Below are 25433 nucleotides of genomic sequence, written 5' to 3'. Positions count from 1 at the left end.
GATGAAGCCTCGCAACAAGCGCCTGGCCCTGGCCGGCGGCGTCGTGCTGGCCGTCGCGGCGATCGCCGCGCTGGTCCTGAACGCATTCCAGAGCAACCTGGTCTTTTTCTATTCGCCGTCGCAGATCGCCGCCAACGAGGCACCGCAAGGTCGCACCTTCCGGATCGGCGGGATGGTCGAGGAAGGCACCGTCAAACGCGACGGCCTCGATGTCAGCTTCGTCGTCACCGATACCGCGAAGACGATACCGGTGCGTTACCAGGGCATCCTGCCCGACCTGTTCAAGGAAGGCAAAGGCGTCGTTGCCCAGGGCCAATTGCGCGACGGCGTCTTCGTCGCGAAGGAGGTGCTCGCCAAACACGACGAGAACTACATGCCGCCGGAAGCCGCCGAGGCGCTGAAACGCGCGCAGCAGGGCAAGTCGCAGATCGGTGAGTCGGTCGTGCAGCAGGGTGCGACGGGCGGGGGCAGCCGATGATTCCGGAGCTCGGGCATCTCGCGTTGTGGCTGGCGCTCGGCGTCAGCCTGGTGCAGGGCATCGTGCCGCTGGTCGGCGCGCAACGCGGGCGCAGCGATCTGATGGCGATCGCCCGGCCGAGCGCACAGGCACTGTTTGCGCTGATCGCCTTTGCCTTCCTGTGCCTGATCGCCTCGTTCGCGCGCAACGATTTCTCGGTCTACAACGTCGCGGCCAATTCGAATACCGCATTGCCGCTGCACTTTCGCATCGCCGCAAGCTGGGGCAGCCATGAAGGCTCGATGCTGCTGTGGCTGCTGATGCAGTCGGGCTGGGCCTGGGCGGTTGCGCAGTTCAGCCGCCACCTGCCGCGGCCGGTGGTCGCGCGGATCCTCGCGGTGATGGGACTGCTCAGCGTCGGCTTCCTGCTGTTCGTGCTGATGACGTCGAACCCGTTCGACCGCCTGTCGCCGATGCCGATCGACGGCCGCGACCTGAACCCGCTGCTGCAGGACCCGGGGATGATCTTCCACCCACCGATGCTGTACATGGGTTATGTCGGCTTCTCGGTCGCTTTCGCATTTGCCGTCGCCGCACTGATCGGCGGCAACCTCGATGCGCAATGGGCGCGCTGGACGCGGCCGTGGACGACCGTGGCATGGGCCTTCCTGACGGTGGGCATCGCGCTCGGCAGCTGGTGGGCGTATTACGAACTCGGCTGGGGCGGCTGGTGGTTCTGGGATCCGGTCGAAAACGCCTCGTTCATGCCGTGGCTGGTCGGCACCGCGCTTATCCATTCACTGGCGGTGACCGAAAAACGCGGCAGCTTCAAGTCGTGGACGGTGCTGCTCGCGATCCTGGCATTTTCGCTGTCGCTGCTCGGCACCTTCCTGGTCCGCTCGGGCGTGTTGTCGTCGGTCCACTCGTTCGCCACCGATCCGGCGCGTGGCCTGTTCATCCTCGTTTTCCTCGCGTTGACCGTCGGCGCATCGCTGGCGCTGTATGCGTGGCGGGCGCCGACCGTCGGAATCGGCGCGCGTTTCGCGCTGGTCTCGCGCGAGACGATGCTGCTGGCAAACAACGTGCTGCTGGTCGTCGCGACCGCCGCGGTGCTGCTCGGCACGCTGTATCCGCTGATCCTCGATGCGCTCGGCCTCGGCAAGATCTCGGTCGGCCCGCCGTATTTCGATACCGTCTTCGTGCCGCTGATGGCGCCGCTGGTCTTTCTGATGGGCATCGGCCCGCTGACGCGCTGGAAACAGGCCGAACTGCCCGAACTCGGCCAGCGGCTGCGCTGGGCAGCGGTGGTTGCCGTCGTCGCGGCAATCGGCGCGGCATGGGCCAGCGGCAGCTTCACCTGGATGTCGGCGTTCGGCCTGTTGCTCGCGTTCTGGATCATCGCGTCGCTTGCGGTCGACGTCTGGGACCGCATCCGGCCGGCTGGCGGCGTGCGTGCCAACATGCTGCACCGGATGCGGCAGATTCCGCGCGCGATGGTCGGCATGATGCTGGCCCACGCCGGTGTCGCGGTCTTCATCATTGGCGTGACGATGGTCAAGACGCACGAGATCGAACGCGACGTCAAGATGAATGTCGGTGAGACGACCAGCGCTGCCGGGCTCGTCTTCACCTTCCGCGGCGTCGTCAACGGCACCGGCCCGAATTACGACGCCGCGCGCGGCCATGTCGAGATCAGCCGCGACGGCCGCAAGCTGTACGACCTGTACCCTGAAAAACGCATCTACCGCGTGCAGCAGATGCCGATGACCGAGGCAGCGATCGTGACCCGGCTGACCCGCGACCTCTATGTCTCGCTCGGCGAACCGGTCGACGACGGCGCCTGGATCGTCCGTGTCTACGTGAAGCCCTTCGTCGGCTGGATCTGGGGCGGCTGCGTGCTGATGGCGCTCGGCGGCCTGCTGGCGATCACCGACCGCCGCTACCGCGTGCGTGCACGCTCATCTGCAACCGAATCGCTCGCCGCCGGCGGCGCCCGTGCGTGATGAAGATCAAGGGTCTGAGATTCATCCTGCCGCTCGGCATCTTCGCGCTGCTGCTCGCCTTCCTGCTGGTCGGCCTGCGGCTCAATCCGCGCGAGGTGCCGTCGCCGCTGATCGGCAAGCCGGCGCCGGCGTTTTCGCTGCCACTGCTGGCCACGCCGGAACAGCGGATCTCGCGCGAGGACCTGCTCGGCAAGGTCTGGGTGCTCAACGTCTTTGCGTCGTGGTGTGCGCCGTGTCGCGTCGAGCATCCGCTGGTCACCGAACTGGCCGAGCGCAAGCTGGCGCCGGTCTACGGCCTGAACTACAAGGACCAGACCGCCGACGTGACCAACTGGCTGGCGCAGCTCGGCAACCCGTTTGCCGCGGTGCTGGTCGACGCCGATGGCCGCACCGGCATCGATTTCGGTGTCTATGGCGTACCGGAAACCTTCGTCGTCGACCACAAGGGCATCATCCGGCTGAAGCACATTGGACCGCTGACGCCGGACGATGTCAGCGAGCGCATCATTCCGCTGCTGCAAAAGCTGCAGGCCGAGCAATGATGATGCGCAATCCAACCGTCGGAGCAATCTGGCTGCGCCTGCTGCTGTGCGCCGCGATGCTGCTCGGCAGCGGCGCCGGCATCGCGAAGGAGGCCGCACCGACCGCCGCCGATCCGGTGCTCGAAGCGCGGATGCAGGACATCGCCGCAGAATTGCGCTGCCTGGTCTGCCAGAACCAGACGATCGCCGACTCGAATGCCGACCTCGCGGTCGACCTGCGGCGCCAGGTGCGCGAGATGCTGACGCGAGGCGACAGCCGCGAGCAGATCCTCGACTACATGACCGCGCGTTATGGCGACTTCGTGTTGTACCGGCCGCCGCTGAAGGCGGAGACTGCGCTGCTCTGGTTTGCACCGGCCGTGCTGCTGGTGCTCGGCGTGTTGATCCTGCTGGTCGTGCTGCGGCGGCGCAGCCGCCTGGCTGACGACCAGTTCGAGCCCGAGGTCGATCCCTACGTCGAAACGCCCGACGATCCGAATGCAGAACCGCCGTCGGCCACCGACATCGGCGAGCGCCCGACTCCCTCCCAGCGATGAACCAGAAGATCGACGCACTGCGCGAGCAGTTGCAGCAATTGCAGGCCCGCCACGAGCGCGGCGAAATCGATGCCGACGCACTCGCCGCATCGCGTGCACCGATCGAGCGCGAAATGGTCGCGCTGATCGTCGACGGCGGCGCGCCGACCGCGGCAGCTGCCCCTGCGGCCGCAGCGACGGCTGAACCGGTGCAGCGGCCGTCGACCGGGCTGGTCGCCGGCATCGTCGCGTCGGTGATCGCGCTCGCCGCAGTCGGCTACGGGCTGACCGGTTCGCCGCAGCTGGCGATGTCCGGCCCGGGCCAGGCCACCGACGCCGGCCTTGCCGCTGGCGACGATGGCGGCGAGCAGCAGGCGGTTCCGACCGAGGAGCAGGTCCGCGCGATGGTCGCAAAGCTCGCAGAGCGGCTGCAGCAGCAACCGAACGACCAGGTCGGCTGGACGATGCTGGCGCGTGCCTATACCGTGATGGGGCAGACCGACGATGCAATCAATGCCTTCCGCAAGGCGCTGGCATTGGCCGGCGACGATGCCGGGCTGATGGCCGATCTGGCCGACGCATTGGCCGCCAAGGCGAATGGCGATCTGAGCGGCGAGCCGACCCGGCTGGTGCAGCGCGCGATCGAACTCGAGCCCGACAACCTGAAGGCGCTGGCGCTGGCCGGCAGCATCGCATTCGACAAGCGCGATTTCGCGGCCGCGGTGCGGCATTGGGCGAAGGTCGAACGCAGCCTGCCGCCGGACAGCCCTTTCCTGCCGCAGGTCCACGCCAGCATCAACGAGGCGCGCCAGCTCGGCGGTTTGCCACCGGCCGATTTCAGCCGCAGCGCGGCGACCGGTGGCAGCCCGGCGGCGCCCGATGTCGCAGCGGCCAGCGCGATCAGCGGCACCGTCAGCCTCGCCGCGGGGCTGAAAGGCAGCGCCGACCCGGATGACACCGTCTTCATCGTCGCCCGCGCCGCCGATGGCCCGCGGCTGCCGCTGGCGGTGCTGCGCAAGCAGGTGCGTGATCTGCCGCTGCAGTTCAGGCTCGACGACAACATGGCGATGGCGCCGACCGCGAAGATCTCCGACCACCCGCAGATCGTCGTGCTGGCCCGCATCAGCAAAAGCGGCGATGCGATGCCGCAAGCGGGCGACCTCGCCGGCCAGTCGGCGCCGGTGGCGCCCGGCACCGGCGCGATCGCGATCGAGATCAACCAGAAACTCGACGCCGCCGCGCTGCGCTGACCGGCGGCGCAGCCGGCCACATCGGCCGGCGCGCGCGCCGCTCAGAGGTTCAGCAGCTTCGGCAGGTAAAGGCTGATCGCCGGGAAGGCGATCAGCACCGCCATCCGCAGCACGTCGGCGAGTACGAATGGCGTCACGCCGCGCCAGATCGCCGAGGTCTTCAGATCGGGCATCACGCTCGACAACACGAAGATGTTCATGCCGACCGGCGGCGTGATCAGGCTGATCTCGATCACGCAGACGATGATGATGCCGAACCAGACCGGATCAAATCCGAGCGAGGTGACGAGCGGAAAAAAGACCGGCACCGTCAGCAGCATCATCGACAGGCTTTCCATCGCCATGCCGAGCACGACATAGATCGCGCAGATCGCGACGATCACCGCGATCGGATGGACATCGAACTGCGTGACGAAGGCGAGCAGCGACGACGGCAGTTCGGTGAAATTGAGAAAGTTCGCGAACAGCGACGCGCCGATCACGATCGTGAACAGCATCGCCGATGTGCGCGCCGATTCGACCAGCACATCGCGCAGGATCGCCAGCGTCAGCGCGCCGCGCAGCAATGCGAACAAAAAGCCGCCGCTGGCGCCAATGCCGGCCGCTTCGGTCGGCGTAAAAAAGCCGCCGTACATGCCGCCCATCACGATCGCGAACAGCAGCAGCACGCCCCAGATGTTGCGCAGGGCACGCAGCCGCTCGCTCCAGTCGGCGCGCTCGCCCGGCGGGCCCCAGGTCGGGTGCAGCCTGGTCACGAACATCGACGCCAGCAGATAGAAGCCGGTTGCCAGCAGGCCCGGCAAGACGCCGGCGGCAAACAGCGCGCCGATGCTCTGCTCGGTCATGATGCCGTAGATCACGAGGATCACCGACGGCGGGATCAGGATGCCGAGCGTCGCGCCGGCGCAGATCGAACCGGCGGCAAACGCCGGCGCATAGTTGAAGCGGCGCATCTCCGGCATCGCGACGCGGGCCATCGTCGCGGTCGTTGCGATCGACGAGCCGCAGATCGCGCCGAAGCCGGCGCAGGCGGCGATCGTCGACATCGCCAGCCCGCCGCGCCGGTGGCCGATCAGCGAATAGGCGGCCTGGTACAGGTCGCGCGACATGCCGGCGCGGGTCACGAAATTGCCCATCAGCACGAACAGCGGCACGACCGACAGCGTATAGGCGCCGATGTCGATGAATTCGCCGGCCGCCGACGACATCGCCGCCGGCCAGGAGCGCATCAGCCCGAGCCCGATCAGGCCGACCAGTCCCATGCTGACGGCGATCGGCACGCGCAACAACATCAGCGCGAACATCGCGGCAAATCCGAGCAGTCCTTCGGTCATGCCGCTGCTCCGCGTTCGGTGTGCGTCGAGCGCCACGCCAGCCACAGGTGGACCACCGCGGTAACGACGAGCATCACCGCGACCAGGCTGTGGAAGGGCCACAGCTTGATCTCGAGCGTTGCCGTCATGTCGCCGTATTCCATTGTCCGCGCGGCACGTTCGCGCACGACCCAGGCGGCGCCGAGCAGCACGGCGGCGGTCAGGCCATGCGAGGCCGCCTTCTGCCAGCGCAGCAGCGCGGCCGGCATCAGCTTGTCGAGCAGGTCGAAGACGATGTGTTCACCGACCAGCGAAGCCAGCGGCAGCGCGAAATAGATCATCAGCGTCATGAAGATCTCGGTCAGCTCGACCGCGCCGGTCAGCGAGTTGTCGAAGAACTTGCGGCCGACGACATCGGCGAAGGTCAGCACCATCATCGCGAACAGCGCGATTGCGGCGACCGTGGCAAACAGGGATTCGATGCGTTTCATCAGCAGCACACGAGCAAACCGACCGGCCGCGGCAATGCCGCGAAAACCGGTCGGTTGAAAAAAACCGGGGCGTCCGATCGACCCCGGCCGGTCGATCACAGCTTGCCGATCTCGGTGCGGAACTCCTTCAACACCGTGCCCGCATTCTTCAGCCCCTTGGCCTCGGCCTCCTTCAGCCACTCGGTCTCGATCGAACCGGTCTTGGCCTTGAAATCGGCAACGAATTTCGCGTCGGCCGGCGTCGTCTCGATGCCGGCGGCCTGCTGGATCGCCTTGCTGCGCACGTCGGCGGCATCCCAGTGCTTGCCGAAATGGCGGGCCGCCCACTCGCCGGAGAATTTCTGGATGATCGCCTGGTCGGCCTTCGGGATCTTGTTCCAGGTGGCCGGGTTCATCACGAATGCGAAACTGGTGTTGTAAAGACCACCCGGCACCGTCGTCGCATATTTGACGAGTTTTTCGAGCTTGAACGACTCGACCGACTCGTGCGGGAACCAGACACCGTCGACGACGCCGGAGGACATCAGTTCATAGGACTGCGGCGCCGGCTTCAGCGTCATGTTGGCGCCGAGCGCCTTGCCGACATCGTTGACGACGCCGCCGCCGACGCGGAACTTGATGCCGTCGAGATCGGCGAGCGTCTTCACCGGCCGCTTGTTGTTGAAGATGTTGCCCGGGCCGTGGGTGAAGACCGCAATCACGTGCAGGCCACGGTGTTCGTCAAACTTGGCCAGGTATTTGTCGTGGATGCGCTGGTAGGCGACGCTGGTCGAGATCGCGTCATCGCCGAGGAACGGGAATTCGGCGATCTTCGTCAGCGTATAACGCCCCGGCGTATAGCCGTGCACGCTGTACGACAGGTCGGCAAGGCCGTCGCGCACCGCATCGAAGGTGGCCGGCGGCGGCGCAACCGCCTTCGGCAGGATGTTGCAGCGCACGCGGTTGCTGGTCGCCTTTGCCACCTCGTCGCACCAGGACGCCTGGGCCTTCGACAACAGGTGGCTCGGCGGCAGCCAGCTCGACGTGGTCAACACGACATCGGCCGAAGCCGACGCGGCCAGGCCGAGCAGACCGGCCGCCAGCAGAGGTTTGATTGGTTTCGACATCGGTGGGTCCTTCCAAGAAAAAGGGACCGGATCGGCAGATGTTGCGCCGACACGGTGGAGGCATGACGTTAACAAACTGAATGGCCGCCGGGCATCATCAGATACCCTGCGGCGCCAATGTCGAGTACGCAGTTTCCACATTCACAACTGCATCTCAGATGCAGCGGCCGCCGTCGACCTCCATGCAGACGCCGGTGATCATCGATGCCTCGTCGCTGCAGAGAAAACAGGCCGCATTGGCCAGGTCATCCGGCGTCGAAAAGCGTCCGAGCGGGATCGTCGACAGGAATTTGGCGCGCATCTCCGGCGTGTCCTCGCCGAGGAAGGATTTCAGCAGCGGTGTTTCGCCGGCCACCGGGTTCAGCGCGACGACGCGGATGCCGAATGGCGCCAGTTCGACTGCATTGGCCCGGGTCGCGGTATTGACCCAGCCCTTGCTGGCGTTGTACCAGCTCAGCCGCGGCCGCGGGCTGACGCCGGCGGTGCTCGCCATGTTCAGCACGACGCCGCGAATGCCGTTGGCGCCGGGCTGGTAACCCTTCATCCGCGGCACGATCTCGCGCATCGACAGGTAGATCGCCTTCATGTTGACCGCAACGATGCGGTCGAAATCTTCCTCGCCGACGTCTTCCAGCGGCTGCGGCAGGTGCGTGATGCCGGCGTTGTTGACCAGGATGTCGACGTGGCCGAAATGCAGTTCGGCGGTTTCCATCATCAACCGCACCTCGGCGGCATCGGTAACGTCGACACGCAGGCCACGCGCTGCGACGCCGCAGCCGGCCGCGACATCCAGCGCGGCCTGCAGGTTGATGTCGGCGACGACGACCTGTGCGCCTTCGGCAACGAACTTGCGCACGATCCCGGCGCCGAATCCCGATCCTCCTCCGGTGACGATGGCCACCTTGTCCTTCAGTCGCATCGATCGCTCCCTTCCCGGTTGCAGACGACGGCATGTTACAGAGCCGCGCAGCAGCCGCCGACGACGCGCCGGCAAACTCGGGCATCATCGCGCCCGATGTCGTCGTACGGTCCGTTCCTGCTGAAACGCCTGCTGACGCTGGTCGCGACGCTCGCGGTCGCGTCGATGGTGGTGTTCGCGGTGCTCGAGTTGCTGCCTGGCAATGCGGCCGAGGTGATCCTCGGCGATTCGGCGACGCCCGAATCGCTGGCCGCGCTGCAGGCCAAGCTCGGGCTGGATCGGCCGGCGGCGACCCGTTATGCCGACTGGATCGGCGGCCTGCTGCAGGGCCGCACCGCAACCAGCATCAGCTACGACACGCCGACCGCCGAACTGATCGCCGAGCGGCTGCGCGTCAGCCTGCCGCTGGCGGTGATGGCGATGCTGCTGACCGTCGTGATCGCGCTCGGCCTCGGGCTGTTTGCGGCATCGCGGCACAACCGTTTCGGCGATGTCGGTGTGATGGCGGCCAGCCAGGTCGGCATCGCGATCCCGAATTTCTGGTTCGCGATCCTGCTGATTTTGCTGTTTGCGGTGCAGCTGCAATGGGTCAGCGCCGGCGGCTTTCCGGGCTGGACCGAGGACGAAGGCGGTGGTTTGTGGGACGGTTTTGTCGCATTGATCCTGCCAGCGGTCTCGCTGGCGTTGGTGCAGGCGGCAATCCTGACCCGCGTGACCCGCTCGGCGGTGCTCGAGGTGATGCGCGAGGATTTTGTCCGAACCGCGCGCGCGAAGGGCCTGACGCGGCGCCAGGCGCTGTGGCGCCACGTGCTGCGCAACGCGATGATTCCGGTGCTGACGGTTGCCGGGCTGCAGTTCGCGAACCTGATCACCGGCACGATCGTGATCGAAAACGTCTTCGTGCTGCCGGGCATCGGCAGGCTGGTTTTCCAGGCCATCGCCAACCGCGACCTGATCGTCGTCCGCGACGTCGTGATGCTGCTGGCGGCGATCGTCGTGCTGGTCAACTTCGTCGTCGACGTCTTGTATGCGGTCGTCGATCCACGGCTGCGGGCGGCGCGATGAGCCGTCTGTCGATCGTGTCGCGCGCCTGGCGTCATCCGAGCTTCCTGGTCGGCGCGCTGCTGAGCCTGCTGCTTGCAGCGGCGGCGCTTCTGTCGCTGCTGTGGACACCCTACCCGGTCGCCGAGATCGACATCCCGGCGCGGCTGCAACCGCCGAGCGCCGTGCACTGGCTCGGCACCGACAGCCTCGGCCGCGACATCGCCAGCCTGCTGCTGGTCGGCGCGCAGAACAGCATCGTCGTCGGGCTGATCGCCGTCGGCATCGGCCTGCTGATCGGCGTCGCGCTCGGCTGCATTGCGGCGGTCTCGCATGCGCAGGGGCGCGGCTGGATCGAAGAGCTGATCATGCGCGCCAGCGACTTCACCTTCGCCTTTCCGGCGCTGCTGAGCGCGATCATGCTGACCGCGATTTATGGGCCCGGGCTGGTGATGAGCATCGTCGCCATCGGCATCTTCAACATCCCGGTCTTCGCACGTATCACCCGCGGCGCGGCGAATGCGGTCTGGGCGCGCGATTTCATCACCGCAGCGCGTGCGGCCGGCAAGGGGCCGTTGGCGATCACCGTCGACCATGTGCTGCCGAATATCGCCAGCCCGCTGATCGTGCAGGCGACGATCAGCTTCGCCACCGCGATCCTCGCCGAGGCGGCGCTGTCCTATCTGGGCCTGGGCACGCAGCCACCGCAGCCGAGCTGGGGCCGCATGCTCAACGAGGCGCAGACGATGATGTTCCAGGCGCCGATGCTGGCGGTTTATCCGGGAGTCGCGATCATGCTCAGCGTGCTCGGGCTGAACCTGATCGGCGATGGCCTGCGCGACCTGCTGGATCCGAAACTGGCGCGGCAGCGCTGAGGCGACGATGAGCAACCATTCGTCGATTGCCGCCAACCGGTCTGCGCCGCTGCTCGAAGTCGCGGACCTGCGGGTCGGCCTGCACACCGCACGGGGCATCCACGAGGCCTTGCGCGGTGTCTCGTTCGAGATCGACCGCGGCCAGACGCTTGGCCTGATCGGCGAATCGGGCTGCGGCAAGAGCATCACCGCGCTGGCATTGATGGGACTGCTGCCCGACGGTGCAACGACCTCCGGATCGATCCGCTTTGCGGGCCGCGAACTGACGACGCTCGACGAAGCGGCCTGGTGCAGGCTGCGCGGCAACCGCATCGGCATGGTGTTCCAGGAACCGATGACTGCGCTGAACCCGTTGCACACGGTCGGCCGGCAGATCGGCGAATCGCTGCGGCTGCACAAGGGCTTGACCGGCGCGGCAGCGCGGGCCGAGGCCTTGCGGCTGCTCGAACGGGTCAAGCTGCCACAGGCGCGGCAACGGCTCGATGCCTGGCCGCACCAGCTGTCCGGCGGCCAGCGGCAACGTGTCGTGATCGCGATCGCGCTGGCCTGCGGCCCTGACCTGCTGGTGGCCGACGAGCCGACCACCGCGCTCGACGTGACGATACAGCGCGAGGTGCTCGACCTGATCCAGGAACTGGTGCGCGAGGAAGGCGAACGCGGCATGGCGCTGCTGCTGATCAGTCATGACCTCGGCGTGATGGCCGACAGCGTGCAGCGGCTGCTGGTGATGTACGGCGGCACGGTGGTCGAAAGCGGCCCGGCCGCCGAGGTATTCGAACGCCTGGCCCATCCGTATACGCGCGGCCTGTTCGCCGCGCGGCCGCGGCTCGGGCTGGCCCGCGGCACCCGGCTGGCGACGATCCCCGGCCGCGTGCCGACACTCGACGAAATGCCGGCCGGCTGCCCGTTTGCCGACCGTTGCCCGCGCGTCATCGACGCCTGCCGAACTGCATTGCCGGGGCCGGTGGTGGTGGGAACGGCACACGTCGCCCGCTGCCTGCGCGTCCACGAGTCGTGACATCGATGAGCACCGCGCTGCTGACCGTCGAAAACCTCGGCAAGACCTACCGCCTGCCGCGGCAGACGCTGCTGTCGGCTGCACCCGAGGTGAAGGCGCTGCGCGGCGTCGATTTCAGCCTGCAGGCCGGCCGCAGCCTCGGCATCGTCGGCGAATCGGGGTCGGGCAAAAGCACGCTGGCGCGGTTGGTGATGGCACTCGAAAAACCCGATTCCGGCCGGGTGCTGCTCGACGGCGTCGATCTGCACCGGCTCGGCGCCGCCGAACTGCGTCGCAGCCGAGCCAAATTGCAGATGGTTTTCCAGGATCCATTCGGCAGCCTCGATCCACGTCGCACCGTGATGCAGACGGTCGCCGAGCCGCTCGCGGTGCTGCTCGGCGCGAGCCGGGCCGAGCAGCGCGAACGCGCGGTCGAGGCACTGGCCGCAGTCGGCCTCGGCAGCGGCGACCTCGCCAAATACCCGCATGAATTCAGCGGCGGCCAGCGCCAGCGGATTGCGATTGCACGCGCGCTGATCACCCGGCCGCGGCTGATCGTTGCCGATGAACCGGTCAGCGCACTCGACGTCAGCGTGCAGGCCCAGGTGCTGAACCTGATGCAAGACCTGCAGGACCAGTTCGGCATCAGCTACCTGTTCATCAGCCACGACCTCGCGGTCGTCGACCTGGTCTGCGACGAGGTGATCGTGCTGAACGAAGGCCTCGTCGTCGAACGTGGCAGCCCGGCGCAGCTGTTCCGTGCGCCGCAACACCCCTATACGCGGCGACTGCTCGATGCGATACCGGGGCTGGGGCCGCGGGCCGGTAAATGACCTCATCATTCGCGGCCGTTGGCCGCTTGGCGGTGGGTGACTTTTGTGGGAGGGGCTTCAGCCCCGCTTCGGGATCTTGCACGACTGCGAATCGTCAGGCACAGGCGAAAGCAAAGGCGCGGTCGGGCGGCCGCTTGCGCTTAGATGCTTGCCCTCGCGCCGGGCGCTCGGGTTCCCTGCGATGCTCGGTCTTGTGGCCCGTCGCGGAAACTCGCTGCACTCGCTTCGCTCGTTACGCAAACAGTCCGCGACAAGCCAGTTGTTGATGCTCGCTGCGCTCGCGGGCCACAAGCCCTGCGCTTCTCGGCTGCGCATATGCGCGCCAGCAGCCACCCGCCCACGCCTTTGCGGCAGCACCGAGGACTTCGACGAAGTTCACCAGCGTAACTGCGCGGCAGGCGGTGCCCGGGCGGGGCGATTTATGCGGCGGCGAGAAGCGGAGGTTCAGGGTCGGCGAGCGCAGCGAGCATCAACAAACATGCTCGCGGCGGTTGTCCGAGCGCAGTGAGCGCAGCGAACGTAGCGAGTTCCGCCGCGCGACCCTGGACCGAGCATCGCAGCGCAGTCCGAGCGCCAGCGAGGACCGCCGCATCATGAGCCACGACCGGGTGCCGCCTGCCGCGCCGCTCGGTCGTCGAATGCGACCCAGGCTTATTCCACCACCCCGAATCGGGGCTGAAGCCCTTCCCACAAAGTCAGCCCAGCCAGCGAAATCAGCGGCCGCTCCGGGCCGAGGCTGTGTGGAAACTCTTCGGCACCAGTTGTGTCATATCTCCAGTAGCGACGACAGGAGTGATCGATGGGGCGATACGTCGAAGGCCAAGACCGAACGCAGAGCGTCCTCTTCCCCGAGCAACTGGATGACTGGATTCATGAGGACAACACGGTTCGCGTCATCGATGTCTTCGTCGACGAACTAGATCTGAGGAAGCTGGGCTTCGATCGTGCCAATCCTGCAGAGACGGGTCGGCCGGGGTACAGCCCGGCGACGCTGCTCAAGATCTATGTCTACGGCTACCTCAACCGTGTGCAGTCGAGCCGACGCCTGGAGACCGAAGCACAGCGCAATCTCGAACTCATCTGGCTGACCGGGCGCTTGGCGCCGGACTTCAAGACCATCGCCGACTTCCGCCGTGACAACGGTGATGCCATCGGCAAAGTCTGCAAGGAGTTCGTTCTGCTTTGCCGCCGGATGAAGCTCTTCACCGACGGCGTCGTCGCCATTGATGGCAGCAAGTTCAAAGCGGTCAACAGCCGCGACAAGAACTTCACCGACCGCAAGCTTCAGGCGCGAATCGAACAACTCGAAAGCAGCATCAAGCGCTACCTGGTTGAGCTCGACCGCGCCGACCGTGATGCCACGGCCGTTCTGCCTGGCCGAGTTGCGCACCTCAAGGAGAAGATCACCAAGGTCAAGCAGCAGATGAAGGCGCTGGAGGCGATCGGTGAGCAAATGAAGGTGTCCGAGGACGGGCAGATCTCGTTGACCGATCCGGATGCACGCTCGATGGCCACCAGCGGCCGAGGCACTGGCGTGGTGGGCTACAACGTCCAGACGGTCGTGGATGCCAAGCACCACCTGATCGTGGCCCACGAGGTCACCAACGTTGGCCATGACAGGGACCAACTGGCGAACATGGCCAAGCTTGCCAAGGCAGCCACCGGCGAGGACAAGCTGATTGCGCTGGCCGATCGCGGGTATTACGAAGGCTACGAGATCCTGGAGTGCGAGCGCTCGGGTGTGGCCGCAGTCGTTCCCAAGCCGATGACTTCGAACAACCTGGCCGACGGGCTCTTCGACAAGCGGGATTTCGTCTACGACGGCGAGAAAGACGAATACCGGTGCCCGGCCGGGCGGATTGCCATCCACAGGTTTACATCCGAGGAGAGGGGCAAGATCCTGCACAAGTATTGGTCGTCAGACTGCCCACAGTGCCCGATGAAGCCACAGTGCACGACGAGCAAGAATCGCCGTATCGCCCGCTGGGAGCACGACGACATCCTAGATGTCGTTCAAGAACGGCTGGAGCGCGCGCCCGAAGCCATGAAGCAACGAAGGCAGACCGTCGAGCATGTGTTCGGAACGCTCAAGGCCTGGATGGGATCGAGTCATTTCCTGAGCCGTACGCTGCCTCGCGTGAAAACCGAGATGAGCTTGCAGGTTCTGGCCTACAACCTAAAGCGGATGATCAAGATCCTCGGCACTGGGCCGCTGATCGCAGCGATGAGGGCATAGGGCGCCCGCCCTCACCTAAAAGTTCTTCGCGCGGGGCAAGTTCAGAGATTGCCGCCTGGCCATCGCGTTGGTCTGCTCAGGTGATCGGAAAACCGAGTTTCCACACGGCCTCGGCCGAATGACGACGTCCCGGTTTCGCCGGCCCTGATCGGACGCCATTCGATCAGCCCTAAACTCGCTCCTTGTCGGCCAAGCCGTAGCCAGCGCATCCATGGGCAGGCCGGCGCGAAACCATTTGTTTGTCCCATCCACTGGAGAGATCGATGACCATTTCCCGCCGCACCCTGAACGCCCTGCTGGCCGGCGCGCCGCTGGCCGCTGCGCTGCCGGCCGCATTTGCGCAGTCGCGCAAGGACACCGTCGTGCTCGGCATGGTGCTCGAGCCGCCGGGTCTCGATCCGACTTCGGCGCCGGCCGCGGCGATCGGCGAGATCGTTCACTACAACGTGCTCGAGGGGCTGACGAAGATCGAGATGGACGGCAAGGTGACGCCGCTGCTCGCCGAGAGCTGGACGATGGCGCCGGACGGCAAGACCTATACCTTCAAGCTGAAGAAGGGCATCAAGTTCTCCGACGGTGCGGCCTTCGATGCCAGCACGGTGAAATTCAGTTTCGACCGCGCGAAGGCGCCCGACAGCACGAACAAGGCGCGCAAGGCCGTCTTCGACAACATCTCGAGCGTCGCGACACCCGATGCACACACGGTGATCCTGGTGCTGAACAAGGCCGATGCGCTGCTGCCGTTCCGGATGGGCGAAAACACCGCGGTGATCCTGCATCCGAATTCGGTTGCCAGCGCGGCGACGAAACCGGTCGGCACCGGCCCCTACCTCGTCGACACCTGGAACAAGGGCACCTCGGTGACGCTGGTCAAATGGGACGGCTATCGGCATGCCGACAAGGTGAAGATCAAGAAGGTGGTGTTCCGCTTCATCAACGACGCGGCAGCGCAGGTCGCTGCGCTGCTGGCCGGCGACATCGATGGCATGCCGCGGTTTGCCGCGCTGCAGTCGCTGAAGCAGTTCCAGGCCGACAAGCGTTTCACCGTCGAGGTCGGCAATACCGCCGGCAAGGGCATCCTGTCGATCAACAACAAGAAGGCGCCGTTCAACGACGTCCGGGTGCGCCGTGCGATTGCCCATGCGATCGACCGCCAGGCATTCATCGACGGCGCGCAGGAAGGTCTCGGCAAACCGATCGGCAGCCACTTCGCGCCGACCGATGCCGGTTATGTCGACCTGACGAAGATGTACCCGCACGATGTCGAGAAGGCGAAGGCGCTGCTGCGCGAAGCCGGCGTCACGACGCCGCTGAATGTGACGCTGACGCTGCCGCCGCCACCGTATGCGCGCAAGGGTGGCGAAATCATCGCGGCGCAACTGGCCAAGGTCGGCATCAACGCGAAGATCGAGAACGTCGAATGGGCGCAGTGGTTGAGCGGGCCGTTCAAGGGCAATTTCGACCTGACGATCATCAACCACGTCGAGCCGCTCGACTACGCGACGGCGTACGCGAACCCCGACTACTACTTCGGCTACGACAGCGCGAAATTCCGCGACATGGTCGCCAAGCTGGCCGAGACCAGCGACCCGAAAACCAAAGCCAAGTTGTGGACCGACATCCAGCGCCAGCTGGCCGAGGATTCGGTCAACGGCTACATCTGGAACCCGGCGCAGGTCGCGGTATTCCGCAAGGGCCTGAGCGGGCTGTGGAACAGCTCGCCGATCTTTGCCAATGACATGGCCGCGGTCAGCTGGTCCGGTCGGGGATGAACGAGGCGCGCCGCGCGAGGATCGAAGGCTTTTATCGCGCCTTCGAACACCTCGACGCGGCAGCGATGCAGGGCTGTTATGCCGCCGATGCGCGCTTCGATGACGAGGTGTTCTCGCTGCAGGGTGCCGAGCAGATCGGCGCGATGTGGCGGATGTTGTGCGAGGCAACGCGGGCCGACGGGATGGCGCATTGGCGGCTCGAGGCCAGCGCGATCACCGACCACAGCGCGCACTGGGAAGCGCACTATCTGTTCGGCGCCACCGGCCGGCTGGTGCACAACCGCATCGATGCCGAATTCGAGTTCGACGCGGCCGACCTGATCGCGCGGCATTGCGACCGCTTCGATTTCCACGCCTGGGCGCGGCAGGCACTCGGCCTGCCCGGCGCGCTGCTCGGCTGGACGCCGTGGCTGCGGTCCAGGGTGCGCGCGCAGGCGGCGAGGAGTCTGCAGCGTTTCCAGGCCCGCAGCCTGGGCGCCTAGGCAAAAAAAAAGCAGCCCCGAAGGGCTGCTGCTGTTGCCGGACTTCCGGCTGCTCGACGAGCAGATCAGTCGGCGTACTGGCCGGCGGCCTTGATCGCCGGGCCCCACTTGTTGATCTCGGCCTCGACGAACTTCTTGTGCTCTGCGCCACCGAGACGTGCGTCGGTGACCAGCACCGCGCCGAGCGCTTCCTGCCGCTTCTGGAATTCCGGATCCTTCAGAGCGACGCGCAGCGCCTCGTTGACCTTGTCGAGAACCGGCTTCGGCGTGCCCTTCGGCGCATAGACGCCGTGCCAGATGCTGACGTTGAAGCCCTTCAGGCCCAGTTCGTCGAGCGTCGGCAGCTTCGCCAGCGCGGGCGTCGACAGCCGCTTCGGCGTCGTCACCGCAAACGCCTTGACCTTGCCGGACTCGATGTGGCCGGTCGTGTTGGTCGTCTGGTCGCACATGATGTCGACCTGGCCACCGATCAGGTCGGTCATTGCCGGCGCCGTGCCCTTGTACGGAACGGTCGTCATGTCGATGCCCATCGCCTGCTGGAACAGCAGACCGCACAGGTGCGACGCAGCGCCGAGACCGGCGTTGGCCAGGTTGATCTTGCCCTTGTTGGCTTCCATCCACGCCTTCAGCTCGGCGAAATTGTTGGCCGGCAGCGTCGGACGGCCGATCAGCGTCATCGGCACCTCGTTGACCATGCCGACATACTCGAAGTCCTCGAGCGTCTTGTACGGCAGCGAGCGGTACAGCGCCGGCGCGGTGGACATGCCGATGTGGGCGAGCAGCAGCGTATAGCCGTCGTTCTTCGCCTTCGCGACCTTCGCGGCGCCGAGCGTGCCGCCGGCACCGCCGACGTTCTCGATCACGATTGACTGGCCGTTCATCGGCTTGCGCATCGATTCGGCGAGGTCACGCGCCACCTTGTCGGTCGGGCCGCCGGCGGCGAACGGAACAACGAGGTTGATCGGCTTGTCCGGATAGTCGGCCATCGCAGAGGTGAAACCCACGGCAAGTGCGGTGGCGAGGAGGAGCTTTTTCATGAGAGGTCTACCAGAAGAAAAAACATTGAACGGCGCACCGGGATTTCCCGGCGGGCGGATTCTGGCGGTTTTCCGCGCCCGTGCATGGTGGGTAATACGTAGGCCTGACGTTTGCCAGGGGATTCGCGGCTGCGCGCTGCCGAAACCGTGGCGCGATCTCGTTGCAGCCGTCGTGGAAAGGCGCTCCGAACAATGGCTTGACAGCCCGAATTTCCCACGCCAAGGTAGCTGCCCGCACGCCACTCCATCCCTGCCATGCCCGCCACCGCCGCTCCCCGCCTGACCCTGCACAGCCTGCAGTTGCGCGTCGTTGTTGCACCGCTGCGCCGGCCGATCGTCTCGAATCCGGTCGTCGGCCGCTTCACCGAATGGCCGTTCATCCTGATCGACCTGCAGACCAACGAGGGCGTCGTCGGCCGCGCCTACCTCGAGCCCTATGTGCTCGGTTCGGCGCGCTACATCGTGCCGGCGATCGAGGCGGCGGCAGAAAAGCTGCACGGTGTGCCGCTGGCGCCAGTCGACGCTTACCGCAGCAGCGTGCAGGCACTGAACCTGCACGGCCGCGAAGGCGTCAGCCTGATCGCCGCTGCCGGGCTCGACATGGCGATCTGGGATGCCTTCGCGAAGGCGCAGAGCCAGCCGCTGGCGGTCAGCCTCGGCGGCAGCGTCGGCCCGGTGCGTGCCTACAACACGAACGGCCTGTGGCTGCTGCCACCCGATGAGCTGGCCGCCGAGGCGCGTTCGCTGGTCGACGAAGGGTTCGGTGCGATCAAGATGCGTTTTGGCCGCAAGACCTTGGCAGCGGACCTGCAGGCGGTGCAGATCGTGCGCGAGGCGATCGGGCCCGATATTCGGCTGATGTCGGATTTCAACCAGGCACTGGATCGCGGCGAGGCGCTGCTGCGGCTGCACGCGCTCGACGACCAGGGGCTGCAATGGTTCGAGGAGCCGATCCAGTTCGACGACCTCGAAGGCTCTGCGCAACTGGCCCGCGAGCTGAAGACACCGATCCAGATCGGCGAGAACATCTATGGTCCGCGCGGCTTCTGGCGTGCCGTGCAGGCGCAGGCGGCCGACCTGTACATGCCGGACCTGATGCGCATCGGCGGCGTCACCGGCTGGATGCGCTGCGCGGCGATCGCCGGCGCCGCCGGCCTGCCGATGTCCAGCCACCTGTACCCCGAGGTCAGCGCCCACCTGCTGCGCGTCACCGAAACCGCCGACTGGTGCGAATGGCGCGACTGGGCGCATCCGTTCCTCGCTGCGCCGTTCGAGGTGCGCGACGGCACCGTGGTCGTGCCCGATCGGCCGGGCAACGGCATCGAATGGGACGAGGCAGCGGTGAAGCGGCTGCAGCGGAGCTGAGCGGCGCCGGGAGGGGCAAAACCACTAATCCACAGGTCGTGGCGGTACAGGGCTTCCGTCATTTGCAACCCGCGCGACCCAGCCGGCAGCACCGGTCATCCAGTTGGGCACAGCACGATCAGCCGAGTCCGCGCTGAGTGATTGCGATACCTCACTAACCCCGGCGACCGTCACTCCGCGGGTCCGGCGCGCTAAGCAGATCAGTGCAAACCCGGTTTTCATAAGTCGACAATAAACTTACATTGTCTACAAGATGAACTGGAGGAAGACATGCTGACACGTCGACACTTTCCCCGCGCCCTGCTCGCCGTCGTGGCGCTGTTGCCGATGCTCGGCGCCGGCGCAGCGTACGCCCAGGACGCATTGCCCAAGAAGACCATCAATCTGGTCGTTGGCTTCGCGCCCGGTGGTGCCATCGACACGATCGCGAGAATCGTTGCCCAGCATCTGGGCCAGCGGCTTGGACAGACGGTGGTTGTCCAGAACCGTCCCGGTGCCGGCGGGAACATCGCACAGCAACAGGTTTACCAGGCAGAACCGGATGGCTCCACGCTGCTGCTCGGCACCATCGGCTCGCTGGTGATCAACCCGCGTCTGATGAAGCTGAACTACAACCCGCGCGACATGGCGCCCGTTTCGCTGGCGGTGTCGTTCCCGAACACCCTTGTCGTCAAGTCTGATCTCGGCGTGCGCACGCTGCAGGAATTCATCGATCTGGCGAAGAAGGATCCGAAGAAGGTCAGCTTCGCCTCGGGCGGCGTGGGAACGGCTTCGCATCTGGCCGGCGAGATGTTCAACCAGCGAGCCGGGGTGGACATCCTGCACGTGCCGTACCAGGGCGGCGCACCGGCACTGCACGCATTGCTGGGTGGTCAGGTCACGGCCTACTACGCCACGCCATCGTCTGCGCAACCCTTCCTCGAGTCGAAGCAGGTGGTTGCGCTGGCGACCACAGGCCTCGAGCGAACAAGCGAAATGCCCGCCGTGCCTACGATCGCGGAGTCCGGGTTCAAGGGATTCAATGCGACGAACTGGTATGCATTCGTGCTGCCGGCAAAGACGCCTCCGGCACTGGTCAAGCGCTGGAATGCCGAACTCGTGGCGGTCATGGCGACGCCCGAAGTCATTGCCGCCTTCGCAACCCATAAGTTGGTGCCGAAGCCGTCCACTCCGGAAGAACTGGCCAGTTTCATGGAAAGTGAGTCTGCCAGTTGGGCCAAGGTGATCGCAGACCGGAATATCAATCTGAATTGAGCACGCCGTGTCCGCTTCGAACCCCGCGGCGCTGACGCGCCGCCTGGCCGAACTGATCCATGGCATCGGTGCCGATGCCGTCACGCCGCTGGCACTGTCCCAGGCCAAGATGTGCCTGATCGACGCGGTGGGCGTCAGTCTTGCCGGATGCGTCGAGCCGGCCACACAGGTGCTGCTGCGTACGCCCGGAATTGCCACTGCGCCAGGCCGGTCGCTGGTACTCGGTACAACGCTGCGCACCAGCGCGCTGGATGCCGCGCTGGTCAACGGCACCTCGGCCCATGCGCTGGACTACGACGATTTCAGCAGCATCATGGGTGGCCACCACACCGTGCCGCTGATGCCTGCACTGATGGCGCTTGGAGAGGAGCATGCGCTTTCAGGCCGGGATTTGCTGGTGTCGTACATCGCCGGGGTCGAGGTCCAGATCCGCATGGCGCGTGCGCTCGGCTTCCACCACTACGACAAGGGTTGGCATCCGACATCGACCATCGGCACCTTCGGCGCTGCCGCCGCGGTGGCTCACCTGATGCGGCTCGACGTCGGGCAGACGGCGACCGCGCTGGCCATCGCCGCATCGCTCGCTTCGGGCCTGAAGGCGAATTTCGGGACCATGGTGAAGCCGTTTCATGCCGGGCACTGCGGCCGCAATGGCCTGCTGGCCGCATTGCTCGCTGCACGAGGATTCGATGCAAACGAATCGGCACTCGAACACCATCAGGGCTTTCTGAACGTCTTCAACGGTCCCGGCACCTTCGACACTGACAGACTGTTTGCAGACTGGGCGAGTCCACTCGAGATCGAAGGCGAGACCATCGCGCTCAAGCAGTTCCCATGTTGCGGAAGCACCCATCCGGCGATCGCGATGATGCTGCGTCTCGTCCGCGAGGAGGGACTTCGGGCGAGCGACGTCGCCGGCATCGACGTGCTTCCACATGCACGACGTCTGCGCCATACAGACAACCCATGGCCGCAATCCTCTCTGGAAGCGAAGTTCAGCGTGCAGTACGCGACCGTGCGGGCACTGCTCGACGGCGCGGTACGCCTGCGGCACTTCGAAGGTGCGGCGCACGAAGAGGCCGAGGTTCGCCGGCTGCTGGAAATCACCCGGGCACGGCCTCACCCCGACATGGCCGACGATGCCGAGGAGCAATGGGGCGCGGAAGTGGTGGTGAGCCTGCGCAACGGCAAGCGCCTGTCGCGGCGAATCGAGCAACTCGTCGGGCGTGGCGGCAAGTCGGCGATGTCGCGTGAAGAGATGTGGACCAAATTCGAGGACTGCGGCGAACGTCTGCTGCCTCGCGACCGCCTGCACGATCTGTTCGATCGGCTCGACGGCCTCGAATCGATTGCCGACGTCAATACGCTGACCCGACTGCTAGAGCCGGTTGCCACCTGATCACGAAGAGGCGGCTTGCAGCATGCGAGCGCGCGAACGTCGCAAATGCGCGCGCATCGCAGCTTCCGCACCCTCGCCGTCTCGCGCATGGATGTGGTCGATGATGACGTGGTGCTCGGCCAGGCTGTCGGCCACGTCGTCACGCCGCGCGACCTGCATCCGGTACAGCCGCAGCAGCGAGTAGACATCCTTTACCAGCAGATTTTCGAGCCACCGATTGCGGCTCCCTCTCGCGATCAGCCGATGGAAGTCGTTATCGGGTCCGGCCTCGAAAACGGCGCTGGGAGCGTCCTGCGGTCGGTTTTCTAGCGCCAGCACGGACTGCCGCAATGCATTCACCTCCGCAACCGTCATGTTCTCCGCCGCCTGGCGCGCCGCCATGCCTTCCAGCGCCTCGCGCGCAACGAGGATCTGCTCCAGATCGGCCAGCGACACGCCGACCACCTGCACGCCGGCGCGCGGCGTGCGCTCGAGCAAGCGCCGACCCTCGAGCGTGCGGATCGCCTCTCGTAGCGGGCCCCGGCTTACCCCGAGCTCCTCGGCCAGCAGCTGTTCCCGAAGCTTCTCGCCGGGCTGGTAGCGGCCGCCGAGGATGAGCTTTTCGAGTTTTTCCACGACGTGGTCGGTCAGCACACGCCCCTCATCCGCACCCGCATCGACTTCCGTTGACAACATATCTGTTTTGTCTACAATATAGTTAACGAACGACAGAACGAACGGTCCTGTCGACTGCCTCGATTGTGCCTGCAATAACACCAAGATGACATCGACTGGAGACATCTCATGACAGCGCAGAAAGGATGGCTTGCGAAGGACCTCCACGACACCTCCCGGTGGATCTGCTACTTTTCCGCCGCCGAGCTCGAGGCGGTGGATCGCGCGATCGCTGCTGCCAAGTGTGCTGGCCTCGGACTCGGCGATCTGACTCGCGAGAACTTCCCGCTGGATGCGCTCCGCGCCACGTTCGACCGCGTCTTGTCCGAACTCGAAGACGGCCTCGGTTTCTGCGTGCTGCGCGGTCTGCCAGCCGACAGGTACACCAAGGACGACATGCGCCTGCTCTACTGGGGCATGGGCCTGCATCTCGGCACCGCGGTCACCCAGAGCAACCGTGGCGACATGCTGGGCGACGTGCGCGACTTTGGCGTCGATACCTTCGCCAAGAAGGGGCGCGGCTACATGTCGAGCCAGCACCTCGAGTTCCATGCCGACACCTGCGACGTGGTCTGCCTGATGGTGCTGCGCGTGGCCAAGTCCGGCGGCCTGAGCCGCTTTTGCAGTTCGATGGCGATCCACGACGAGATCGCCCGCACCCGACCGGATCTGCTCGACGCGCTTTATCAGCCGTTCCCGATGAGCTGGAAAGGGCAGGAAGGCCCGGGCGAGCAGGGTTGGTACCTGCAGCCGATGTTTTCGAGGGAACAGGGCAAGCTGTCGTCGCGATTCATCCCGCAGCACGTGATCGGCTACTCGGTCGATGCGGCGCTGTTTCCCGAAGCGCCACCATTGCAGCCGCGCCAGCGCGAGGCGATCGAGGCGGTCCAGGCGCTTGCCAACAGCCCGCGCTTCTACGGCGAGATGATGTTCGAGCCGGGCGACATGCAGTTCATGAACAACCATGTCATGTACCACTCGCGCACCGAGTTCGAGGACCACGACGATGCGGACCGCAAGCGCCACCTGATCCGGCTCTGGCTCTCGGTGCCGAACAGCCGCGCCTTGAACGATTCGATGAACGCGATCTACCGCGACCGTCGGCCCGGCGCGGTGCGGGGTGGCTTTCCGAGCCACACCGGCGAGCGTGTATTTCAGACCCCGGTCATCACCGACTGACGCGCACGACGAAGATGACCACACCGACCAGCACCTTTCACGCCGCACGGGAATTCCTGCTGGCGAACCGCGGCGACGATGCCGCGGCCTGCGCCGGCTTCGCGTGGCCGCAGCTCGAACGCTTCAACTGGGCCCTCGATCACTTCGACGTGATCGCGCGCGGCAATGACGCCTGCGCGCTTGCCATCGTCCAGGAAGACGGCTCCAGCGAACGCTTCAGCTTCGCCGAGCTTTCCGCGCGCTCGAACCAGCTTGCCAACTGGCTGGTCCATCTCGGCATCAAGCGGGGTGACCGGGTCCTGCTGATGCTCGGCAACCAGAAGGAACTCTGGGAATCGATGCTCGCACTGATGAAGATCGGCGCAGTGATGGTGCCGACGACTACGCTGCTGTCACCGGCCGATCTGCACGACCGGGTGCAGCGTGGCCATGTAAGGCACGTCATTTGTGCTGCTGACGTGGTCCCCCGGATGGAACAGCTGGGTGAGGGCATCACTCGCATCGTCGTCGGTGCTGCGGTTGGCTGGCAGCCGTTCCAGGACAGCTTCGATGCGCCGACGGCTTTTACGCCCGATGGTTCGACGCTCGCCACGGACCCATTGCTGCTGTATTTCACCTCGGGCACGACGACCAAGCCTAAGCTCGTTCTCCATACCCACCAGAGTTATCCGGTCGGCCACCTGTCGACGATGTACTGGATGGGCGTGCGTCCGGGTGACATCCATCTGAACATCTCGTCACCCGGCTGGGCCAAGCACGCCTGGAGCTGCTTCTTCGGCCCGTGGAATGCCGGCGCCTGCGTGCTCGTCTACAACTACGCACGCTTCAGCGCCCGCGAACTGCTGAAGCTGCTGGTCGATCAGCGCGTGACGACGCTGTGCGCGCCACCGACTGTCTGGCGCATGCTGATCCAGGAGGACCTGGCGGCCACGCCGGTGCAGTTGCGCGAGCTGTTCGGTGCCGGCGAGCCGCTCAACCCGGAAGTAATCGAGCAGGTTCGCAAGGCCTGGAGCCTCGACATCCGCGACGGCTTCGGCCAGACCGAGACGACCTGCCAAATTGGCAATCCGCCGGGCGTTCCGATCAAGCCCGGCAGCATGGGGCGTCCGCTGCCCGGTTTTCCGATCGTGCTGCTCGACGCTGACGGTCGGCCGGCTGACGAGGGCGAAATCTGCATCGACCTCGCGCGACGTCCGCTCGGGCTGATGCAGGCTTACTTCGGCGACGAAGAAAAAACCGCCGAAGCGATGCGTGACGGGCACTATCACACCGGCGACGTCGCGTCGCGCGATGCAGACGGCTACATCACCTACGTCGGCCGCGCCGACGACGTGTTCAAAGCGTCGGGCTACCGCATCAGCCCGTTCGAGCTCGAGTCGGTGCTGATTGAACATTCAGACGTCGCCGAGGCGGCAGTGGTGCCGAGTCCCGACCCGGTCCGCACGAATATCCCGAAGGCGTTCATCGTTCTGCGGGCCGGAGCCGAACCGGGTCGCGACACCGCCCTTTCCATTCTGCGCTTCGCGCGCGAGCAGCTCGCGCCCTACAAGCGAATCCGGCGCATCGAGTTTGCGGACCTGCCCAAGACCATTTCCGGAAAGATCCAGCGCAACCAGCTGCGCAAACTCGAGAGCGAGCAAGTGAATGCGCAAGTGCCACCCGTCGGCAGCTTCCGCGAAGAGGATTTCCCGGAACTCGCAGGCTGACCCTCAC

23 protein-coding genes are annotated in these 25433 nt (G+C 65.7%); 17 read left to right on the top strand and 6 right to left on the bottom strand.

The genetic code is table 11. The features are described 5' to 3' along the window. Window position 1 precedes the first annotated feature (1 nt). Genes ccmE through ACNH6H_RS17370 form a run of 5 tightly spaced genes read left to right on the top strand, consistent with a single transcriptional unit; the run spans window position 2 to window position 4767 of the window. On the top strand, window positions 2–478 hold the full coding sequence (gene ccmE, locus ACNH6H_RS17390) for a cytochrome c maturation protein CcmE (protein WP_418319424.1): 477 nt from the start codon (window positions 2–4) through the stop codon (window positions 476–478). Continuing rightward, window positions 475–2460 (top strand): heme lyase CcmF/NrfE family subunit, encoded by a 1986-nt coding sequence (locus ACNH6H_RS17385; protein WP_418319423.1) that lies wholly within the window; start codon window positions 475–477, stop codon window positions 2458–2460. The genes ccmE and ACNH6H_RS17385 overlap by 4 nt, the downstream gene beginning before the upstream one ends. Further along, a complete protein-coding gene (locus ACNH6H_RS17380) occupies window positions 2460–3002 on the top strand; it encodes a DsbE family thiol:disulfide interchange protein (protein ID WP_418319422.1) in 543 nt (180 codons plus the stop codon). Before ACNH6H_RS17385 ends, ACNH6H_RS17380 begins: the two co-directional genes overlap by 1 nt. A gap of 2 nt (window positions 3003–3004) precedes the next feature. Next, the gene (locus tag ACNH6H_RS17375; protein ID WP_418319421.1) at window positions 3005–3538 is read left to right on the top strand and encodes a cytochrome c-type biogenesis protein; all 534 of its coding nucleotides are present in this window, start codon (window positions 3005–3007) and stop codon (window positions 3536–3538) included. After that, window positions 3535–4767: a tetratricopeptide repeat protein gene (locus tag ACNH6H_RS17370; protein WP_418319420.1), complete on the top strand. Its 1233-nt coding sequence runs from the start codon at window positions 3535–3537 to the stop codon at window positions 4765–4767. Before ACNH6H_RS17375 ends, ACNH6H_RS17370 begins: the two co-directional genes overlap by 4 nt. A 41-nt stretch (window positions 4768–4808) precedes the next feature. On the opposite strand, the gene ACNH6H_RS17365 is transcribed toward ACNH6H_RS17370, so the two are convergent. The 4 genes from ACNH6H_RS17365 to ACNH6H_RS17350 form a co-directional block, all read right to left on the bottom strand. Then, a complete protein-coding gene (locus tag ACNH6H_RS17365) occupies window positions 4809–6101 on the bottom strand; it encodes a TRAP transporter large permease (RefSeq protein ID WP_418319419.1) in 1293 nt (430 codons plus the stop codon). Further along, window positions 6098–6571, bottom strand: coding sequence for a TRAP transporter small permease (locus ACNH6H_RS17360; protein WP_418319417.1), 474 nt, complete (start codon window positions 6569–6571; stop codon window positions 6098–6100). Before ACNH6H_RS17360 ends, ACNH6H_RS17365 begins: the two co-directional genes overlap by 4 nt. Before the next feature lie 95 nt (window positions 6572–6666). Then, window positions 6667–7677 (bottom strand): TRAP transporter substrate-binding protein, encoded by a 1011-nt coding sequence (locus tag ACNH6H_RS17355; protein ID WP_418319415.1) that lies wholly within the window; start codon window positions 7675–7677, stop codon window positions 6667–6669. A 154-nt stretch (window positions 7678–7831) separates the two neighbouring features. Beyond that, a complete protein-coding gene (locus ACNH6H_RS17350; protein WP_418319414.1) occupies window positions 7832–8596 on the bottom strand; it encodes a glucose 1-dehydrogenase in 765 nt (254 codons plus the stop codon). Window positions 8597–8692: 96 nt separating this feature from the next. Between ACNH6H_RS17350 and ACNH6H_RS17345 the strand changes: the two genes are divergently transcribed. The 7 genes from ACNH6H_RS17345 to ACNH6H_RS17315 all read left to right on the top strand — a co-directional run bounded on the left by ACNH6H_RS17345 (window position 8693) and on the right by ACNH6H_RS17315 (window position 16832). Then, window positions 8693–9661, top strand: coding sequence for an ABC transporter permease (locus ACNH6H_RS17345; RefSeq protein ID WP_418319412.1), 969 nt, complete (start codon window positions 8693–8695; stop codon window positions 9659–9661). Beyond that, complete coding sequence (locus tag ACNH6H_RS17340) at window positions 9658–10512, top strand: ABC transporter permease (RefSeq protein WP_418319411.1); 855 nt, start codon at window positions 9658–9660, stop codon at window positions 10510–10512. The genes ACNH6H_RS17345 and ACNH6H_RS17340 overlap by 4 nt, the downstream gene beginning before the upstream one ends. Window positions 10513–10519: 7 nt before the next feature. Further along, complete coding sequence (locus ACNH6H_RS17335; RefSeq protein ID WP_418319410.1) at window positions 10520–11530, top strand: ABC transporter ATP-binding protein; 1011 nt, start codon at window positions 10520–10522, stop codon at window positions 11528–11530. 5 nt (window positions 11531–11535) lie between these two features. Beyond that, window positions 11536–12342: an ATP-binding cassette domain-containing protein gene (locus ACNH6H_RS17330; protein WP_418319409.1), complete on the top strand. Its 807-nt coding sequence runs from the start codon at window positions 11536–11538 to the stop codon at window positions 12340–12342. A gap of 799 nt (window positions 12343–13141) precedes the next feature. Then, entirely contained in the window at window positions 13142–14578 is a 1437-nt protein-coding gene (locus ACNH6H_RS17325) for an IS1182 family transposase (RefSeq protein ID WP_418315762.1), read from the top strand. Between the two features lie 263 nt (window positions 14579–14841). After that, a complete protein-coding gene (locus ACNH6H_RS17320; RefSeq protein WP_418319407.1) occupies window positions 14842–16350 on the top strand; it encodes an ABC transporter substrate-binding protein in 1509 nt (502 codons plus the stop codon). Next, window positions 16347–16832 carry a nuclear transport factor 2 family protein gene (locus tag ACNH6H_RS17315; protein WP_418319406.1) on the top strand — a complete coding sequence of 162 codons (486 nt, stop codon included), beginning with the start codon at window positions 16347–16349 and terminating at the stop codon, window positions 16830–16832. The genes ACNH6H_RS17320 and ACNH6H_RS17315 overlap by 4 nt, the downstream gene beginning before the upstream one ends. A 65-nt stretch (window positions 16833–16897) precedes the next feature. Here ACNH6H_RS17315 and ACNH6H_RS17310 read toward each other — a convergent pair whose 3' ends face one another. Further along, window positions 16898–17869, bottom strand: a complete 972-nt coding sequence (locus ACNH6H_RS17310; RefSeq protein ID WP_418319405.1) for a tripartite tricarboxylate transporter substrate-binding protein — start codon at window positions 17867–17869, stop codon at window positions 16898–16900. A gap of 255 nt (window positions 17870–18124) precedes the next feature. Here ACNH6H_RS17310 and ACNH6H_RS17305 point away from each other — a divergent pair, with 255 nt between their 5' ends. The 3 genes from ACNH6H_RS17305 (at window position 18125) to ACNH6H_RS17295 (ending at window position 21887) form a co-directional block, all read left to right on the top strand. Continuing rightward, window positions 18125–19234, top strand: coding sequence for an enolase C-terminal domain-like protein (locus ACNH6H_RS17305; RefSeq protein ID WP_418319404.1), 1110 nt, complete (start codon window positions 18125–18127; stop codon window positions 19232–19234). Between the two features lie 270 nt (window positions 19235–19504). Further along, window positions 19505–20488 (top strand): Bug family tripartite tricarboxylate transporter substrate binding protein, encoded by a 984-nt coding sequence (locus ACNH6H_RS17300; RefSeq protein WP_418319402.1) that lies wholly within the window; start codon window positions 19505–19507, stop codon window positions 20486–20488. Window positions 20489–20495: 7 nt separating this feature from the next. Next, the gene (locus ACNH6H_RS17295) at window positions 20496–21887 is read left to right on the top strand and encodes an MmgE/PrpD family protein (RefSeq protein ID WP_418319401.1); all 1392 of its coding nucleotides are present in this window, start codon (window positions 20496–20498) and stop codon (window positions 21885–21887) included. On the opposite strand, the gene ACNH6H_RS17290 is transcribed toward ACNH6H_RS17295, so the two are convergent. After that, a complete protein-coding gene (locus tag ACNH6H_RS17290; RefSeq protein WP_418319399.1) occupies window positions 21888–22970 on the bottom strand; it encodes a GntR family transcriptional regulator in 1083 nt (360 codons plus the stop codon). Here ACNH6H_RS17290 and ACNH6H_RS17285 point away from each other — a divergent pair. Together ACNH6H_RS17285 and ACNH6H_RS17280 are read left to right on the top strand one after the other, a co-directional pair. After that, window positions 22863–23720 (top strand): TauD/TfdA family dioxygenase, encoded by an 858-nt coding sequence (locus tag ACNH6H_RS17285; protein ID WP_418319398.1) that lies wholly within the window; start codon window positions 22863–22865, stop codon window positions 23718–23720. The two genes, ACNH6H_RS17290 and ACNH6H_RS17285, sit on opposite strands and share 108 nt — an antisense overlap. A 14-nt stretch (window positions 23721–23734) precedes the next feature. After that, a complete protein-coding gene (locus tag ACNH6H_RS17280; RefSeq protein WP_418319396.1) occupies window positions 23735–25426 on the top strand; it encodes an AMP-binding protein in 1692 nt (563 codons plus the stop codon). Window positions 25427–25433: the final 7 nt, after the last annotated feature.

This window comes from Pseudideonella sakaiensis, from assembly GCF_048320135.1.
Taxonomy (GTDB): Bacteria; Pseudomonadota; Gammaproteobacteria; order Burkholderiales; family Burkholderiaceae_C; genus Ideonella_A; species Ideonella_A sakaiensis_A.
The sequence above is the reverse complement of the archived record's forward strand: the minus strand, read 5'-3'. Positions and strand labels throughout refer to the sequence as shown.

Excerpts from the sequence above, each read along its gene's own strand:
- ACNH6H_RS17320 (WP_418319407.1), top strand. The coding sequence starts at position 14,842 with ATGACCATTTCCCGCCGCACCCTGAACGCCCTGCTGGCCGGCGCGCCG.
- ACNH6H_RS17330 (WP_418319409.1), top strand. The coding sequence starts at position 11,536 with ATGAGCACCGCGCTGCTGACCGTCGAAAACCTCGGCAAGACCTACCGC.
- ACNH6H_RS17375 (WP_418319421.1), top strand. The coding sequence starts at position 3,005 with ATGCGCAATCCAACCGTCGGAGCAATCTGGCTGCGCCTGCTGCTGTGC.
- ACNH6H_RS17380 (WP_418319422.1), top strand. The coding sequence starts at position 2,460 with ATGAAGATCAAGGGTCTGAGATTCATCCTGCCGCTCGGCATCTTCGCG.
- ACNH6H_RS17350 (WP_418319414.1), bottom strand. The coding sequence starts at position 8,596 with ATGCGACTGAAGGACAAGGTGGCCATCGTCACCGGAGGAGGATCGGGA.
- ACNH6H_RS17325 (WP_418315762.1), top strand. The coding sequence starts at position 13,142 with ATGGGGCGATACGTCGAAGGCCAAGACCGAACGCAGAGCGTCCTCTTC.
- ACNH6H_RS17365 (WP_418319419.1), bottom strand. The coding sequence starts at position 6,101 with ATGACCGAAGGACTGCTCGGATTTGCCGCGATGTTCGCGCTGATGTTG.
- ACNH6H_RS17335 (WP_418319410.1), top strand. The coding sequence starts at position 10,520 with ATGAGCAACCATTCGTCGATTGCCGCCAACCGGTCTGCGCCGCTGCTC.
- ACNH6H_RS17370 (WP_418319420.1), top strand. The coding sequence starts at position 3,535 with ATGAACCAGAAGATCGACGCACTGCGCGAGCAGTTGCAGCAATTGCAG.
- ACNH6H_RS17360 (WP_418319417.1), bottom strand. The coding sequence starts at position 6,571 with ATGAAACGCATCGAATCCCTGTTTGCCACGGTCGCCGCAATCGCGCTG.
- ACNH6H_RS17300 (WP_418319402.1), top strand. The coding sequence starts at position 19,505 with ATGCTGACACGTCGACACTTTCCCCGCGCCCTGCTCGCCGTCGTGGCG.
- ccmE (WP_418319424.1), top strand. The coding sequence starts at position 2 with ATGAAGCCTCGCAACAAGCGCCTGGCCCTGGCCGGCGGCGTCGTGCTG.
- ACNH6H_RS17290 (WP_418319399.1), bottom strand. The coding sequence starts at position 22,970 with ATGCAGGCCCATGCCCCAGTAGAGCAGGCGCATGTCGTCCTTGGTGTA.
- ACNH6H_RS17345 (WP_418319412.1), top strand. The coding sequence starts at position 8,693 with ATGTCGTCGTACGGTCCGTTCCTGCTGAAACGCCTGCTGACGCTGGTC.
- ACNH6H_RS17355 (WP_418319415.1), bottom strand. The coding sequence starts at position 7,677 with ATGTCGAAACCAATCAAACCTCTGCTGGCGGCCGGTCTGCTCGGCCTG.
- ACNH6H_RS17280 (WP_418319396.1), top strand. The coding sequence starts at position 23,735 with ATGACCACACCGACCAGCACCTTTCACGCCGCACGGGAATTCCTGCTG.
- ACNH6H_RS17305 (WP_418319404.1), top strand. The coding sequence starts at position 18,125 with ATGCCCGCCACCGCCGCTCCCCGCCTGACCCTGCACAGCCTGCAGTTG.
- ACNH6H_RS17310 (WP_418319405.1), bottom strand. The coding sequence starts at position 17,869 with ATGAAAAAGCTCCTCCTCGCCACCGCACTTGCCGTGGGTTTCACCTCT.
- ACNH6H_RS17315 (WP_418319406.1), top strand. The coding sequence starts at position 16,347 with ATGAACGAGGCGCGCCGCGCGAGGATCGAAGGCTTTTATCGCGCCTTC.
- ACNH6H_RS17385 (WP_418319423.1), top strand. The coding sequence starts at position 475 with ATGATTCCGGAGCTCGGGCATCTCGCGTTGTGGCTGGCGCTCGGCGTC.
- ACNH6H_RS17340 (WP_418319411.1), top strand. The coding sequence starts at position 9,658 with ATGAGCCGTCTGTCGATCGTGTCGCGCGCCTGGCGTCATCCGAGCTTC.